General features: G+C 53.6%; 12 protein-coding genes, 1 tRNA gene and 1 pseudogene. 8 read left to right on the top strand and 6 right to left on the bottom strand.

Features of this window, described 5'->3' with window-relative positions:
• Positions 1–824 precede the first annotated feature (824 nt).
• Positions 825–914, bottom strand: a tRNA-Ser gene (locus tag JHD74_RS23930).
• Positions 915–1,139: 225 nt separating this feature from the next.
• Between JHD74_RS23930 and ghrA the strand changes: the two genes are divergently transcribed.
• The 3 genes from ghrA to JHD74_RS23915 all read left to right on the top strand — a co-directional run bounded on the left by ghrA (position 1,140) and on the right by JHD74_RS23915 (position 3,541).
• Positions 1,140–2,081 carry a glyoxylate/hydroxypyruvate reductase GhrA gene (ghrA, locus tag JHD74_RS23925; protein ID WP_199063660.1) on the top strand — a complete coding sequence of 314 codons (942 nt, stop codon included), beginning with the start codon at positions 1,140–1,142 and terminating at the stop codon, positions 2,079–2,081.
• 105 nt (positions 2,082–2,186) lie between these two features.
• Positions 2,187–2,924 carry a phosphatase gene (locus tag JHD74_RS23920; protein ID WP_024530476.1) on the top strand — a complete coding sequence of 246 codons (738 nt, stop codon included), beginning with the start codon at positions 2,187–2,189 and terminating at the stop codon, positions 2,922–2,924.
• A 38-nt stretch (positions 2,925–2,962) separates the two neighbouring features.
• Complete coding sequence (locus JHD74_RS23915; RefSeq protein WP_024530477.1) at positions 2,963–3,541, top strand: molecular chaperone; 579 nt, start codon at positions 2,963–2,965, stop codon at positions 3,539–3,541.
• A gap of 37 nt (positions 3,542–3,578) precedes the next feature.
• Here JHD74_RS23915 and JHD74_RS23910 read toward each other — a convergent pair whose 3' ends face one another.
• From JHD74_RS23910 to mdtH, 4 genes are all read right to left on the bottom strand, one after another.
• On the bottom strand, positions 3,579–4,142 hold the full coding sequence (locus JHD74_RS23910) for a lipoprotein (RefSeq protein WP_024530478.1): 564 nt from the start codon (positions 4,140–4,142) through the stop codon (positions 3,579–3,581).
• 144 nt (positions 4,143–4,286) lie between these two features.
• Positions 4,287–5,927 (bottom strand): AarF/ABC1/UbiB kinase family protein, encoded by a 1,641-nt coding sequence (locus JHD74_RS23905; protein ID WP_199063659.1) that lies wholly within the window; start codon positions 5,925–5,927, stop codon positions 4,287–4,289.
• 31 nt (positions 5,928–5,958) lie between these two features.
• Positions 5,959–6,606, bottom strand: a complete 648-nt coding sequence (gene grxB / locus JHD74_RS23900) for a glutaredoxin 2 (RefSeq protein ID WP_199063658.1) — start codon at positions 6,604–6,606, stop codon at positions 5,959–5,961.
• 169 nt (positions 6,607–6,775) lie between these two features.
• Positions 6,776–7,981 (bottom strand): multidrug efflux MFS transporter MdtH, encoded by a 1,206-nt coding sequence (gene mdtH, locus JHD74_RS23895; protein ID WP_024530481.1) that lies wholly within the window; start codon positions 7,979–7,981, stop codon positions 6,776–6,778.
• 334 nt (positions 7,982–8,315) lie between these two features.
• Between mdtH and rimJ the strand changes: the two genes are divergently transcribed.
• The 4 genes from rimJ to murJ all read left to right on the top strand — a co-directional run bounded on the left by rimJ (position 8,316) and on the right by murJ (position 12,120).
• Entirely contained in the window at positions 8,316–8,900 is a 585-nt protein-coding gene (gene rimJ, locus JHD74_RS23890; protein WP_021181129.1) for a ribosomal protein S5-alanine N-acetyltransferase, read from the top strand.
• A 10-nt stretch (positions 8,901–8,910) separates the two neighbouring features.
• The gene (locus tag JHD74_RS23885) at positions 8,911–9,555 is read left to right on the top strand and encodes a DUF480 domain-containing protein (protein WP_199063657.1); all 645 of its coding nucleotides are present in this window, start codon (positions 8,911–8,913) and stop codon (positions 9,553–9,555) included.
• The gene (locus JHD74_RS23880; RefSeq protein WP_199063656.1) at positions 9,548–10,465 is read left to right on the top strand and encodes a Gfo/Idh/MocA family protein; all 918 of its coding nucleotides are present in this window, start codon (positions 9,548–9,550) and stop codon (positions 10,463–10,465) included. Before JHD74_RS23885 ends, JHD74_RS23880 begins: the two co-directional genes overlap by 8 nt.
• A 119-nt stretch (positions 10,466–10,584) precedes the next feature.
• A complete protein-coding gene (gene murJ, locus JHD74_RS23875; protein WP_024530484.1) occupies positions 10,585–12,120 on the top strand; it encodes a murein biosynthesis integral membrane protein MurJ in 1,536 nt (511 codons plus the stop codon).
• A 235-nt stretch (positions 12,121–12,355) separates the two neighbouring features.
• Here murJ and JHD74_RS23870 read toward each other — a convergent pair.
• A pseudogene (locus JHD74_RS23870) lies at positions 12,356–13,089 on the bottom strand (transposase); the annotation flags it as partial.
• A gap of 547 nt (positions 13,090–13,636) precedes the next feature.
• Here JHD74_RS23870 and JHD74_RS27120 point away from each other — a divergent pair.
• Positions 13,637–13,972 (top strand): glycosyltransferase, encoded by a 336-nt coding sequence (locus JHD74_RS27120; RefSeq protein ID WP_199063655.1) that lies wholly within the window; start codon positions 13,637–13,639, stop codon positions 13,970–13,972.
• The last annotated feature ends 52 nt before the right edge of the window (positions 13,973–14,024 follow it).

The following is a 14,024-nucleotide window of genomic DNA, read 5'->3' as shown; positions in this document are numbered from 1 at the left end:
GCCCCCGCCCCCACCGAGATCTACACCCAGTTGGCATCGTCGGCAGCGTCAGATGTGTATAAGATACAGCGTTCATGTCTATGTCATTTTATTTACGACTCAATTTGTTACGTTCAATCTTTGGGAAAAAAGATGGTTTTTTAATACATTTGTCCATCTCAGTGTGTTGATGGTATTGTGGCTGATGGCGCGTTATGGTGTTATGAGAAAAATAATTCCCAATTAGCAGTGCGTTAAGCAACTACCAAGGAAGTCCTGTAAAGGGGCTGAATGATAAAGTAGAGCGGGAAGGTAGATTTTCCTCATGTTGGCGATCCAGTGTGAGCCTATTTTTCTGTAAACGTCACCCAAAGCCGTGAGTGTTTTATGGTGCTCCTGCAGATATACCAGCCTCGCCAGCTGGTGTTATACTTTCTAAGGACATTCAGCCATGAAAGACACAGTTACCGATACAGGCTTTCTCATTTAATATGGCAGTGAGGGAGGGCTTGATTCGCAAGCTCACCTTACGGGCGCCCGTTGGCCGTCCAAAATGTCTCTGCGCTGCGAGCCATTTTGTCGAACCCTGTCGAGGATTCTCACCCCTCCCAGTGCGGGGAAGATGCAAAAACAGTCTGAACGTGAGTTCAGGCTTCTTCTTTAAATATGGCGGTAAGGTCGGGCTTGATTCGCAAGCTCACCCTACGGGCGGCCCGTCGGCCGTCCAAAATGTCTCTGCGATGCGAGCCATTTTGTCGAACCCTGTCGAGGATTCTCACCCCTCCCAGTGCGGGGAATATGCAAAAAAAAAGTCTGAACGTGAGTTCAGACTTCTTCTTTAAATATGGCGGTGAGGGAGGGGTTCGAACCCTCGATACACTTACGCGTATACACACTTTCCAGGCGTGCTCCTTCAGCCACTCAGACACCTCACCGTTTTGTCATCGGCAACGGTTTACGCTGTCGACGGGCGCTAATGTAGGAGAATCTGATCCCAGCGTCAATAGCCTTGTGCCATAACCGCGTGCGTTTAGCCAAACTTCCAGCAATCTGCTGATTTGTCGCACGATAATTCCGCCTTCTCCCTGCCAGTTTATTCTTGCATCGTGTGGCAAAGCGCGAAAGGATAGCTAAAAATCCACCCAAGAAGGGAACCGGCAGTGAATATTATTTTCTATCACCCGTTTTTTGATGCGCAAGATTGGCTGGCAGGAATGGCGAAGCGCTTACCACAGGCGAATATCCGGGCATGGCAGCCGGGGGACGATCGCCCGGCGGACTACGCGCTAGTATGGCGGCCACCTTATGAAATGCTGGCCAACCGCCGCGATCTGAAAGGTATCTTTGCTCTTGGGGCTGGAGTAGACGCCATTCTTGAGCAGGAGCGCCAGCATCCAGGAGTCCTACCGGCGGGAGTGCCGCTAATCCGGCTGGAAGATACCGGCATGGCGCAGCAGATGGATGAATACGCGTTGGCCGGTGTGTTACGCTATTTCCGTCGTTTTGATGAATATCAGTTGCAGCAACAACAGCAGAACTGGTTGCCGCTTGAGCCTCATCAGCAGAGTGATTTTACCATCGGCATCCTGGGCGCCGGGGTGTTGGGGAAAAGCGTGGCGCAAAAGCTGGTGGCGTTCGGTTTTAACGTCCGTTGCTGGAGCCGCAGCCCCAAGCAGATTGAGCAAGTACAGAGTTTTGCTGGGCAACCTCAGTTAGCGGCGTTTCTTGATGGCACGCGGTTGCTGATCAACCTGTTGCCTAATACGCCTGAAACGGCGGGTATCCTCAACCGCCAGCTGTTTAGCCGTTTGGTACCGGGCGCTTACCTGATCAACATTGCTCGCGGTGCCCATCTGGTGGAAGACGATCTGCTGGCGATGTTGGCACAAGGGCAACTGGCGGCCGCCATGCTTGACGTATTCGTCAATGAACCTTTGCCGTCCGCTCATGCTTTCTGGCGTCATCCTCGTGTCACTATTACTCCGCATATTGCTGCAGTTACCTTGCCGGAACAGGCCATAGATCAGGTTAGCGCCAATCTCCTGCGGCTCGAGGCGGGTGAACAGCCTTCAGGCCTGGTTGATATTCAGCGTGGCTATTGATGCTTTCACAACCCGCTAACATGTCGATAGCCGCGTTAACTGCTATCATGAACAAGGATTGGCCGCCATCCGCTGACTCTGGCGAGCGCCTAAGAAGGAGAAAGAATGTACCCCGTTGATTTACATATGCATACCGTAGCCAGTACCCATGCCTATAGCACCCTGCACGACTATATCGCCGAAGCGAAACACAAAGGTATAAAACTGTTCGCCATTACCGACCACGGGCCGGATATGGCCGATGCGCCACACTACTGGCACTTTATGAACATGCGTGTGTGGCCACGCCTGGTGGATGGCATTGGCATTTTGCGCGGCATTGAGGCCAATATCAAAAACCTGGCCGGTGATATTGACTGCACCGGTCCCATGCTCAACGAAATCGATCTGATCATTGCCGGGTTCCATGAGCCGGTATTTGCACCTCAGGATCGGGCCGCCAACACCGAGGCGATGATTGCCGCCATGGCTCAGGGTGATGTCCATATCATCAGCCATCCGGGCAACCCCAAATATCCGGTCGATATCCCGGCGATTGCCGCAGCGGCAGCCAAATATCAGGTAGCGCTGGAGCTGAATAACTCTTCGTTTATTCATTCCCGTAAGGGCAGTGAATCAAATTGCCGTGCAATAGCTGCCGCAGTGCGTGATGCTGGCGGCTGGCTGGCATTAGGCTCTGACTCGCACGTGGCTTTTGCTCTCGGTGGTTTTGAACATTGCGAGCGTATCATTGAGGAAGTGAATTTCCCGCAGGAGCGCATTTTAAATGTGTCACCGCGCCGGATCCTGAACTTTCTTGAGCAGCGTGGCAGACCGGCAATTGCGGAATTAGCCGATCTGTGACATCGTCACGGCAAATTTTAGTTTTATAGGGTGTTATCATGAATGAGTTTTCCGTTGTCTGCCGGGTGTTAGGTACGCTGTTTTACCGCCAGCCGCAGGATCCGTTATTGGAGCCGCTGTTTACCTTGATCAAAGAGGGTAAACTGCAACAGCACTGGCCGCTCGAGCAGGACGAACTGCTGACTCGTTTGCAACAGCATTGTACCGATCCGCAGCTGGCCGCCGATTTTAACGCCCTGTTTGTCGGCAGCGAGTGCAGCGTCTCACCACTGCGCTCGTCCTACGTTGAAGGTGCCAGCGAAGCGGACGTGCGGGTATTTCTCCAACAGCGTGGGATGCCATTAGGCGAAGCGCCAGCCGATCATTTCGGTTCGCTGCTGCTGGCCGCCTCCTGGTTGGAGGATCAGTCGCAGGAAGATGAAGTCCAGGCACAAATCACGCTGTTTAACGAGTTCTTGCTGCCTTGGTGTGGCCGCTTCCTGGGTAAGGTTGAAGCACACGCCACCAGCGGTTTTTACCGTACTTTGGCAGAGATCGCTCGCCATGCCATCGCCGCCATGTGTGATGAGCTAGCAGAGTATGAGCAGGATGAAGAAGGGAAGGACGAAGAAGAGTAAATGTGAGAGGGCGCAGCCTAGACTGCGCCCAAAAGAATTAATCGGTGAACGGGATCACCAACTGACCGGGCTTCACTTCCAACCCTTTAGCCAGCTTGAGTGCCATGGCTTCCGTTTTGCTCTTATCCGCGTCGAGAACATACACTGGTTTCTGATCGAAATACGATTTCAACGACTGATTCAGGTAAGGCGATAGAGCTTTCATCACCGTATCCATCTTCTCCGGCTGCACCTGGTAATCGACCAACTCCATGTCTTTGAGGAAGATCGCTCCTTTCTCGCGGTCGTAGACCGGTTGCGCCTTCAACGTTAGCTGCAAATCGGCGGCCTGTGGGCCGAGGATCGAGGTGATGTTGACCTTGGCATTGCCGGAAAGCGTTACCTTATTAGGTTCTGTACGACCAATCTGGCTCTGCAACTGGGTTAGCACGATATTGGCATCAACCAACCCCGGAACGCCGATCTGCTTTTGGTAGTCGTTATGTTTTTGCAGGTAATTATTCACTTCCTGCTCGCTGACGCTGTATTGGGTAAGCTGGTTACAGCCGATAAGCGTACCGGCAACGACCAAGGCGGCCACGCCCATCAGGATCTTCTTCATTCAAACCTCGTAAAACGAAAATGTGGCAGACTTTGACTGTTGCAAACCAAAGGCGACTGCCAGCAAAGAAAAATTTCAGCTCGCAGGATAACAGATGACACGGCGCAAAGGGTTTTTTACCTAGTCGGATAAGGCTGAAATTACCTATCGCCGCAGCCGCCATACCAACAGCACCACGCCTCCCAGACAGGTTAGCCCGCCGAGCGCGGGGAACAGAGGAATGCCCCAAAGCTGGCTGGTGGAGCGCATGAGATAAGGAGCCAGGCCCAATGCGAATGCCGCCGTGACGATAGCAATGGCCAGCGTGACCGCTGCGCGTTCCAGAGCTTTGCTCAGTTGGTTAAGGTTCTTGACGTTGATTTCAGCATCGATCTTGCCTTGCTTTAACCGGCGCATCAGCAAGCGAATGGCCTGCGGCAGTTCCTCTCCGGCATCCAGCGCCTCACCACCCAGCAATAAAGCACGACGGCGCAGCGCTTCGGGTGTATAGCGCTGGAGCATCACCTGGCGCAGCATCGGTTTCAGGGTGGCAACAATATCAAAGGCGGGATCTAGGCGGTGTAACACGCCATCTGCGGTGATCAACGCTTTGAATAACAGCACCAGATCGGGTGGCAATGGCAGTTGATGCTCACGGGCCATCACTAACAGGTCGGTGAGTGCCTTGCCTAGCGTCAGAGTGCTCGAAGCCTGCTTATCGAGAAAGTTTTGCGCGGCCTGTTCCAGATCGGTCAGATCCAGTTCCTGGCTGTCAGACCAGGCGATCAGCGTATTGACGATGCCGTCGCTCTGGCGCTCCGCAATGGCCTGTAGCAACAGCAGAAGCTGGTTACGCCGCCGTTCCGACAGTTGGCCAACCATGCCAAAATCGATAAACCCTACGTGGTTGTCGCCCAAAGCCATCACGTTACCGGGATGAGGATCGGCGTGATACAGCCGATGCTCCAGCACCATGGTCATAAAGGCCTGCGCACCACGCTGTGCCAGCAACGGGCCGTCGAATCCGGCAGCGGCTAATTGCTGCGGATTTTCGGGGGCGGTGCCGGGCAGATATTGTTGTACCAGCAAGCGTTTTGACGAGTGCTGCCAATAAATTTTCGGGATCACCACTTCGGGCTGTTTGGCAAAGTTTTCCGCAACCCGATCGCAATTATTACCTTCATGCGTCAGATCCAGCTCGTGATTGAGCGCGGTGGCCAGCGTTTGCACCATCTGGTGTGGGCGATAACGCGCGAGCGCCGGGCTTTGTTGTTCCACGGTTTCGGCCAGATAGGCCAACAGGCGTAGATCGGCATGAATGGTTTTGGCTAATCCAGGGCGCAACACTTTCACCACCACCTGCTCGCCACTGTGCAGGCGGGCGCGGTAGATTTGTGCCATAGAGGCAGCGGCTAGCGGGATCGGATCGAATTGGGCAAATACTCGTTCAGGGTCACCGCCCAGATCGGCGGTGATCTGCGCGGCCAGCTTTTCCCAGGGTAGGGTTGTCGCCTGGCTATGCAGACGCTCCAGTTCGTCTGTCCAGCGCTGTTCCAGCAGATCGGTGCGGGTGGCCAGGATCTGGCCGAATTTAACGAAGGTTGGCCCCAGCGCTTCCAGGGCCGCGCGCAGGCGTTCTGGCAATGTCTGATTATCGGCCTCCACGCCGCCGCTGCTCAGGCCGCCAAGCATTTTGCCTAACCCCAGCAGCCTGATGACATCCTGCAAACCGTAGCGGATCAGTACGGATGAGATTTCTTGCAGCCTGGCGCGGTCACGAGCGGTGACAAAAAACATTTTTAGCATCTGCGCGTGACTCCCTTATCGCCGTTGTGGATCATTGCTCCATATCGAACAGCAACGGAATATCAACGCGCTGCGCCATGCGGTTGCGGTAAGCCTCCACGTTGTCCGGCAGGGCGACACCGGCCACGATCGATAACGAGCGTAACAGCGGGAACAGATGGATATCATCTTCACTGAGAGTGCCGTTGACCGCTTCCGATGACTGGATCAGCGGGGAAAGCGTGGCCAGATCCTGTTCCAACTGGGCGATCAGATCGGCGCTGTCGGCCAGTAACACGGCAAAATCACCGCTGGCCGCCTGTTTTTTGTCGCTGAAATAGCGGCGTGCGTTGTCAGTGGCGAACTCTTCGAAATCGGCATTGGCAAAGCGCGGTAACAGCAGTTTGTTGACGTAGGTGGCAGTGTATTGCAACCACGCGGTGATGGCCGGATTGGTTTTCCCCGTCAGTAGCGGTTTGCCGTCCAGGTTATCGACGTAATGCACGATATCCATGCTTTCGGGTAGATAGCTACCGTCGTCTTTTTGCAGGATTGGCGCCATTTTCTTGCCGATCATACTGATGGGGGTGATTTCGTCATCGCTTAACAGGGTCACTAAACGTACCGGCAAATCCTTGAGGCCGAAAATCATGCGGGCCTTTACGCAGAATGGGCAGTGATCGTAAATAAACAGTTTCATGCATGCTCCTGTTGTCGGGGTTGGCAGCCAGTCTGGGCCGCTGCGCAGGTTGTCGTGGGATGATGCGCCATCATAAGCCTTTCTGCGCCGTTTTTTGTACTATCAGGATAGCAACTTTGGCAGGTTTGGTCGCCAGAGACTAGGCGCAAGGGATGCTTCCGGGCAAAAATCAGCCACCACGGAGGATCGCGGGGGCTGCGGTACGCGGATTAAATTGCCAGTACAAGGCAAACAGCGTGATAAAGCCTACCAGCCCCAGCAGGAACCAGGGCAACTCCGGCATACCCATCGCATTGCCGGTGTCATACATCCAGCCACCGCCGGTATAACCCAATGCGCCACCGAGTGCCAATCCCAGGCGGCTAAAACCCATATAGCTGCCGCGTGCCCGTGAATCGGCCAGTGAGGCGCTCAGGGTCTCACGTGCCGGTTCGGCGATGATCGATCCCAGGTAGAAGCAGCAGATCAGAGTAAACACCGCTTGCAGGCTGGTGGCAAAGCCGACGGGCAGCAGGCTGAGGGTCATCAGCAGCAAGCCGGCCATCAAGCGTTGTTCCAGTCGGAAGTGCTTTTCGCTCCAACGGGCCAGTGGGTATAGCAATGAGAGCGATAGCGCAGCTTCGATGGCGTACATCCATTTGACCGCCGACGGCGAACCGGCGATCTCGTTGACCACGATTGGCAGCATCAACATCACCTGTACCGATAACATGTAATAGCCGGTCAACGTCAACACATAGGTCAGGAAGCGGCGATCGCGCAGTACGCGCATCATGCCTTCTTTCATCGGTGCCCGAATGGTAGAGATCCGGTAATTGGGTAACAGCCAGGCGTTCCAACCTGCGGCCAGCACAAAAATACCCGCGCCCACCCAGCAGACGAAATGGAAGTCGTACTGCAGCAGCCAGCTGCCGATTAACGCACCGATAACGGCACCGGCGCTGTCTTGCATCATCAGCAGCGAATAAAAACGGCTGCGTTCATGTGGACGGGTCAGTTTGATCACCAGCGCGGTACGGGGCGGATCGAACAGGGTGCCGCCAATGGCCGACAGCGCGCAAGAAAACCACAGTATCCAGGGTTGATCGGCCATCGCCATGGTGGCAAAGCCTGCCGCACGCAGCAACATGCCGGTGACGATCATCGGTTTGGCGCCAAAACGGTCGGCAATCGCTCCACCAAAGATCCCCAATCCCTGCTGAATGAGCTGGCGTAATCCCAGTGCCAGCCCCACGACCACGGCCGCCCAGCCAAGTTGATCGACAAAGCGAATAGAAATAAGTGGGAAGACGACGAAAAAGCCTAAAACCACCAACAGGTTATCAAACAATAAAAAATACTTACCCAAGCTCCGAGCTTGCGATACCAGAGACATGCTTCACCACGAGCAGTTAAAAGGAGAGAAAGACTACCCGGTTATTCTCTACCCAATACGTAATGTCTGATAGGGGGGTGATAGATAATATTTTTTAATCGTCAATACGTTACCTGAGTGGCAAAACTACACTTAAAAATGGGCAAAACAGCTAACTGGCTATTTACTGAGCGCTCAGGGGCTTACCTGCTGGGCGGGCTACGGTTATATTACCGGGGGAATACGCGGTTTTACGCCGACAGTCTGCCATGAGTCATGTGAGATAATGCCTGACCCTGTAGATGTTGACCCAATCAATACTTCTTATCGAACCGTTCTGACCGCGGGGGAAATGATGTTTGGCTATCGCTCTGCATCACCGAAAATACGCCTTACCACCGACCGGCTGGTTGTCCGTTTAGTTCACGAACGCGATGCCTACCGCCTGGCCGAATACTATGCCGAAAACCGGGCGTTCCTGAAGCCCTGGGAGCCGGTGCGCGATGATAGCCACTGTTACCCCTCTGGCTGGCAAGCCCGCCTGGGTATGATCACGGAAATGCAAAAGCAGGGCAGTGCCTACTATTTTATCCTGCTCGATCCGGAAGAACTCCATGTGTGCGGCGTCGCCAATTTCAGCAATGTGCTGCGCGGTTCGTTCCATGCCTGCTTCCTGGGATATTCCCTGGGTGAAAAGTGGCAAGGGCAGGGGCTGATGTACGAAGCGTTGCAAACGGCCATCCGCTATATGCAGCGTCAACAGCGGATGCATCGCATTATGGCCAACTATATGCCGCATAACCAACGCAGCGGTGCGTTGCTGACCCGGCTCGGCTTTGAACGCGAAGGCTATGCCAAGGATTACCTGCTGATCGACGGACAGTGGCAGGATCATGTGCTGACCGCATTGACCAATAAAGAGTGGCAACCGCCACGCTGAGGCCGTAACAATGAAATATGAATTAAATGCCAAAGAAGCCCGAGTGATCGGTTGCATGATGGAAAAGCAGGTGACCACGCCTGACCAATATCCCCTTTCCCTCAATGCTATTACGCTGGCCTGTAATCAAAAAACCAACCGCGAGCCGGTGATGGACCTGTCGGAAAGCGAAGTTCAACAGCAGCTTGATTTGCTGTTAAGAAGGCACTTCCTGCGCACCTTAAGTGGTTTTGGTAATCGGGTAGTCAAGTATGAGCAGCGTTTTTGCAACTCCGAGTTCGGCCAACTGAAACTGTCACCGGCCGAAGTGGCGGTGATTGCGACCTTGCTATTACGTGGCGCACAGACGCCGGGTGAACTGCGTACCCGTACCAACCGGATGCATGAATTCAGCGACGTCAGCGAAGTAGAAGAAGTGTTGCAACAGTTGACAACTCGTGAGGATGGGCCGTTCGTGGTGCGTTTACCGCGTGAGCCAGGCAAGCGTGAGAGCCGCTTTATGCACCTGTTCAGCGGCCAGATTGATGCGGCTCCGGCTGAAGCCGAGGAGGCCAATGCGGGTGAATTGACTGAACGCGTGGTGCGTCTGGAGGCCGAAGTCGCTGAATTGAAACAACAGTTGCAGCAGCTGCTGGCGCGGGGTTCACATGAGTAAACTTCGTATCGGGGTCGTGGGTTTAGGCGGTATCGCGCAAAAGGCTTATCTGCCAATTCTTTCTCAGGCGGTGGACTGGCAGCTTATAGGCGGCTTTTCACCGAATCAGCAAAAAGCCCAGCCGGTATGCGATAGTTATCGTATGCCTTATTTCTCTCGTCTTGATAGCCTGGCACAACAGTGTGATGCGGTGTTCGTGCACAGCAGCACGGCTAGCCATTTTCAGGTAGTGGGAGAACTGTTGGCGCAGGGCGTACACGTCTATGTGGATAAACCGCTGGCGGAAACGTTGGAGCAGGGCGAGCAACTGATCGAGCTGGCCGCAAAGCAGGGTGTGGCACTGATGGTGGGCTTCAACCGCCGTTTTGCGCCGCTTTATCGCCAGTTGAAACAACAAATGCAGCTACCGGCCTCGATCCGTATGGATAAACACCGCGCCGATAGCGTAGGGCCAAAGGATCTGCGTTTTACGCTGCTGGATGATTATCTGCACGTGGTGGATACCGCGCTGTGGTTGGGTGGCGGGAGCGCCAGCTTGCAGAGTGGCCAGTTGCGCGCTAACGAAGCGGGCGAGATGCTTTACGCGGAACACCACTTTGCCTGCGGTGACACCATCGTTACCACCAGCATGCACCGGCGTGCTGGCAGCCAGCGGGAGAGCGTGCAGGCGGTTACCAACGGTGCGGTCTATCAGCTGAACGATATGCGCCAATGGCTGCGGGAAGACCCGCAAGGCGTGCTCGAGAAACCAGCCCCAGGCTGGCAAACCACGCTGGAACAACGCGGTTTTGCCGGTGCGGTGCACCATTTTATTCAGTCCATCAGCAACCAGACCGTGCCGGAAACCGCCGGAGAACAGGCCATTTACGCCCAGCGATTGATCGAGAGAATGCTGCGTGATGCCAGTTAACCCTATGTAACATATGGCGGTAGCTATTAGCGGCGCGGAGCCGTAGACTAACGCCACTCAACTGACGCCTGCCGATGCAGGCGTTGATATTTACCCGTCGTACTCATCAGAATAACCACATGAATCTACTTAAATCACTGGCAGCCGTTAGCTCGATGACCATGTTTTCACGGGTGCTGGGCTTTGCGCGTGATGCCATTGTGGCACGCGTTTTTGGGGCAGGGATGGCTACGGATGCTTTCTTTGTGGCGTTCAAACTGCCAAACCTTTTACGGCGCATCTTTGCTGAGGGGGCTTTCTCCCAGGCGTTTGTGCCGATCCTGGCGGAATACAAAAGCCAGCAGGGGGAAGAGGCGACGCGCACCTTTGTCGCCTACGTTTCCGGCCTGTTGACGCTGGTACTGGCGGTAGTGACCGTACTTGGCATGCTGGCCGCGCCCTGGGTGATTTTTATTACGGCGCCGGGGTTTACTGATACGCCGGATAAGTTTGCCCTGACCTCGTCACTGTTACGTATCACCTTCCCATATATCCTGTTGATTTCGCTGGCCTCGCTGGTGGGGGCGATCCTTAACACCTGGAACCGTTTCTCCATTCCGGCCTTTGCGCCAACGCTGTTGAACGTCAGCATGATCGGCTTTGCGCTGTTTGCCGCACCGTACTTCAATCCGCCGGTGCTGGCTTTGGCCTGGGCGGTGGTAGTTGGGGGCGTGCTGCAACTGGGTTATCAATTGCCACATCTCAAGAAAATTGGGATGCTGGTATTGCCGCGCCTGAAGCTGAATGACGCAGGCGTATGGCGGGTGATGCGCCAGATGGGGCCAGCGATACTGGGGGTTTCGGTCAGCCAGATCTCGCTGATCATCAACACCATCTTCGCTTCGTTCCTGGTCTCCGGCTCGGTTTCGTGGATGTATTATGCCGACCGCCTGATGGAATTCCCGTCTGGAGTATTGGGCGTGGCATTGGGAACCATCCTGCTACCGTCCTTGGCGAAGAGCTTCTCCAGCGGTAACCATGACCAATATAACCGCCTGATGGATTGGGGCCTGCGTCTGTGCTTTGTGCTGGCTTTGCCGAGTGCCATTGCGTTAGGCATCCTGGCCAAGCCGCTAACCGTCTCGCTGTTCCAGTACGGCAAGTTCTCCGCCTTTGATGCGGCGATGACCCAGCGTGCGCTGGTGGCCTATTCGGTTGGTTTGATGGGCCTGATCGTGGTGAAAGTGTTGGCACCGGGTTTCTACTCGCGCCAGGACATCAAAACGCCGGTCAAGATTGCCATCATTACGCTGATCCTGACTCAGGTGATGAACCTGATATTTATTGGTCCACTGAAGCATGCCGGGCTTTCGTTATCGATTGGTCTGGGAGCCTGTCTGAATGCTTCTCTGCTGTATTGGCAACTGCGCAAGCAGGATATTTTCCAACCGCAACCCGGCTGGGCGATGTTCCTGTTCAAGCTGGTGGTTGCCGTGCTGGTGATGGCGGCGGTACTGCTTGGCGTGATGTGGCTGATGCCAGAATGGGATCAGGGCAATATGCTGGCTCGCTTACTGCGTCTGTCGGTCGTGGTGGCTGCGGGGATTGTGGCCTACTTCGCGGTGTTGGGGATCCTTGGTTTCCGCCCTAGAGACTTCGCTCGTCGGGTAGATTGACTTCCAACTGCTACTCACCCGATAACAAAAAGGTCGCTAATGCGACCTCAGACTGCTGACTAACCCCACTTTTTCAGGTGGGGTTCTTCTTTTTTAGCGATCGCAGGTCGCGATCGCAATATTTTTCCATAACCACATCAGTTGACCTGACTTCCCGTTTATAGAAGCCTTCTGCTCCTCCTGAATCTCGTTCAGCCACATATAAAGACGATAAAGAAGCTCCAACAGCGCCATCTTCCGTCAGATGGCACACCACCGAGGTAAAATAACCCGCATCCACACCCACGGTGACCGTATCACGACTGAACCGCTCCACCTGCCGCGCCAGCCTGCCGATGAACGGCTGGCTGCCATGCACGTTGCCCTGTATCCAAGATGATGCCGTGCTTGTCGTCCACCGTGCAATGGTCCAGATTGAAGAAGCCCTTCGGCTTGTTGTCTCGGTGCATGAAGCTGCTTTTCGGGACGGTGGTGCTGATTTTGGTGTTTTTAACCGTGTCATTTTTGGGGACTTTTCTTACGGCGGGCAGCGATTTTTTTCGCGTTGCTTCCTGTCGGCCTCCACGGCATCATTCAGCTGTGTGAAGTATTCACTGACACCTTCAGGGCGCAGTTCATTCACGGCCTTGCACGGGTTGGCATCGGCTTTCAGATGAGTACTGTCGGTGTAAAGCACACGTCCGTTTGCCATGCTGCCATTGAGAGCCTGCCCTATGGTCTGGATTTCCTTGACCAGACGGCGTTCGGAAGGAACACCGAAGAGGTAGCCCAACAGCATCATTTTAATCAGACGACGGGGTCGATAGCGGGCCTGCCATTATAGGGGCAATAGAGGTGAGCAACGGCATCGCGGATAAATTCAAAATCGATGGCGGCATCAATTTTGCGCACCAGATGGTCTTCGAGAACCAGTTGATCATGGGGGATGGTTTTAATCTGGTATTGCTGGGGAGAGGGTTCTTTAAGCATGGCAGTCAGTCCGTTTTTTCACTGACTTTGTCAGCAATCTGAGGGCGCTAACGCGACCTGAGGCTTATGTAAATTGTTACTAATGTCACTTGCCATTGCTGAAAAAATGTTGGCGGTAACCCTATTTATACCTAGTTAATACGCACGGATTATCCTTTCACATACACTATGTTGATCATGTAGAAACCAGACTTTTTAATACCATTAAATTTTTAATGGAGAACAGGGGGTTAAATAAGCTAATAACTGCGAATATAACTCACGTCGGGATCTAAATCGCTTTGCTTAAAATAGCGTATTTTGACCAATATTCAATTGGGTATGTGTTTATGAAGGATGGCGAGCTCGACGTTAGGAGGATAGTAGTTTTATAAGTCAGAATAGCTGTTAATGATGTGTTCATTGTTAGAAAAAAACGTAATAACATGAAGCGCATCACGTTTTTGACCTTAAAATGCGCTTTTATGTGTATTTCACACAGCGTTATTGATAATGATAATAGATATCATCTACGGAAGGCGATAGGAATCAATAAAGGGAGGCTTGAATGAATGACTTTGAAAGCAACGTGACAGTAGCAGCGGCGATTATTGTCAAAAATGAAGAGCGCTGTATTGCTCGCTGCATCGACAGCTTACTTCCACTTTTTCAAGAAATAATCGTTGTTGATACAGGATCAACAGATAATACGCTTAAAATATTAAATGGCTATTTAGCTGATGGAGTTAAAATATTTCATACGGAATGGGAAGATAGTTTTTCAAAACCAAGGAATCTTGCCATAAGCAAGTCAATATCTAATTATGTTTTTTTTGTTGATGCAGATGAATATGTTGTTTCCTGTCTCTTATACACATCTGACGCTGCCGACGATGCCAACTAAAAAAGTGTGGGGGGGGGGGGGGGGGGGGGGGGGGGGGGGGGGGGGGGGGGGG

The sequence above is a fragment of the Serratia sp. ASV30 genome (assembly GCF_016428815.1).
GTDB lineage: Bacteria > Pseudomonadota > Gammaproteobacteria > Enterobacterales > Enterobacteriaceae > Chania > Chania fonticola_C.
The sequence above is the reverse complement of the archived record's forward strand: the minus strand, read 5'-3'. Positions and strand labels throughout refer to the sequence as shown.

What these genes read in the sequence shown, in the direction of transcription:
- JHD74_RS23920 (WP_024530476.1), top strand. Translation starts at nt 2,187, where the DNA reads ATGTACCCCGTTGATTTACATATGCATACCGTAGCCAGTACCCATGCC.
- JHD74_RS23915 (WP_024530477.1), top strand. Translation starts at nt 2,963, where the DNA reads ATGAATGAGTTTTCCGTTGTCTGCCGGGTGTTAGGTACGCTGTTTTAC.
- JHD74_RS23910 (WP_024530478.1), bottom strand. Translation starts at nt 4,142, where the DNA reads ATGAAGAAGATCCTGATGGGCGTGGCCGCCTTGGTCGTTGCCGGTACG.
- JHD74_RS23905 (WP_199063659.1), bottom strand. Translation starts at nt 5,927, where the DNA reads ATGCTAAAAATGTTTTTTGTCACCGCTCGTGACCGCGCCAGGCTGCAA.
- grxB (WP_199063658.1), bottom strand. Translation starts at nt 6,606, where the DNA reads ATGAAACTGTTTATTTACGATCACTGCCCATTCTGCGTAAAGGCCCGC.
- mdtH (WP_024530481.1), bottom strand. Translation starts at nt 7,981, where the DNA reads ATGTCTCTGGTATCGCAAGCTCGGAGCTTGGGTAAGTATTTTTTATTG.
- rimJ (WP_021181129.1), top strand. Translation starts at nt 8,316, where the DNA reads ATGTTTGGCTATCGCTCTGCATCACCGAAAATACGCCTTACCACCGAC.
- JHD74_RS23885 (WP_199063657.1), top strand. Translation starts at nt 8,911, where the DNA reads ATGAAATATGAATTAAATGCCAAAGAAGCCCGAGTGATCGGTTGCATG.
- JHD74_RS23880 (WP_199063656.1), top strand. Translation starts at nt 9,548, where the DNA reads ATGAGTAAACTTCGTATCGGGGTCGTGGGTTTAGGCGGTATCGCGCAA.
- murJ (WP_024530484.1), top strand. Translation starts at nt 10,585, where the DNA reads ATGAATCTACTTAAATCACTGGCAGCCGTTAGCTCGATGACCATGTTT.
- JHD74_RS27120 (WP_199063655.1), top strand. Translation starts at nt 13,637, where the DNA reads ATGAATGACTTTGAAAGCAACGTGACAGTAGCAGCGGCGATTATTGTC.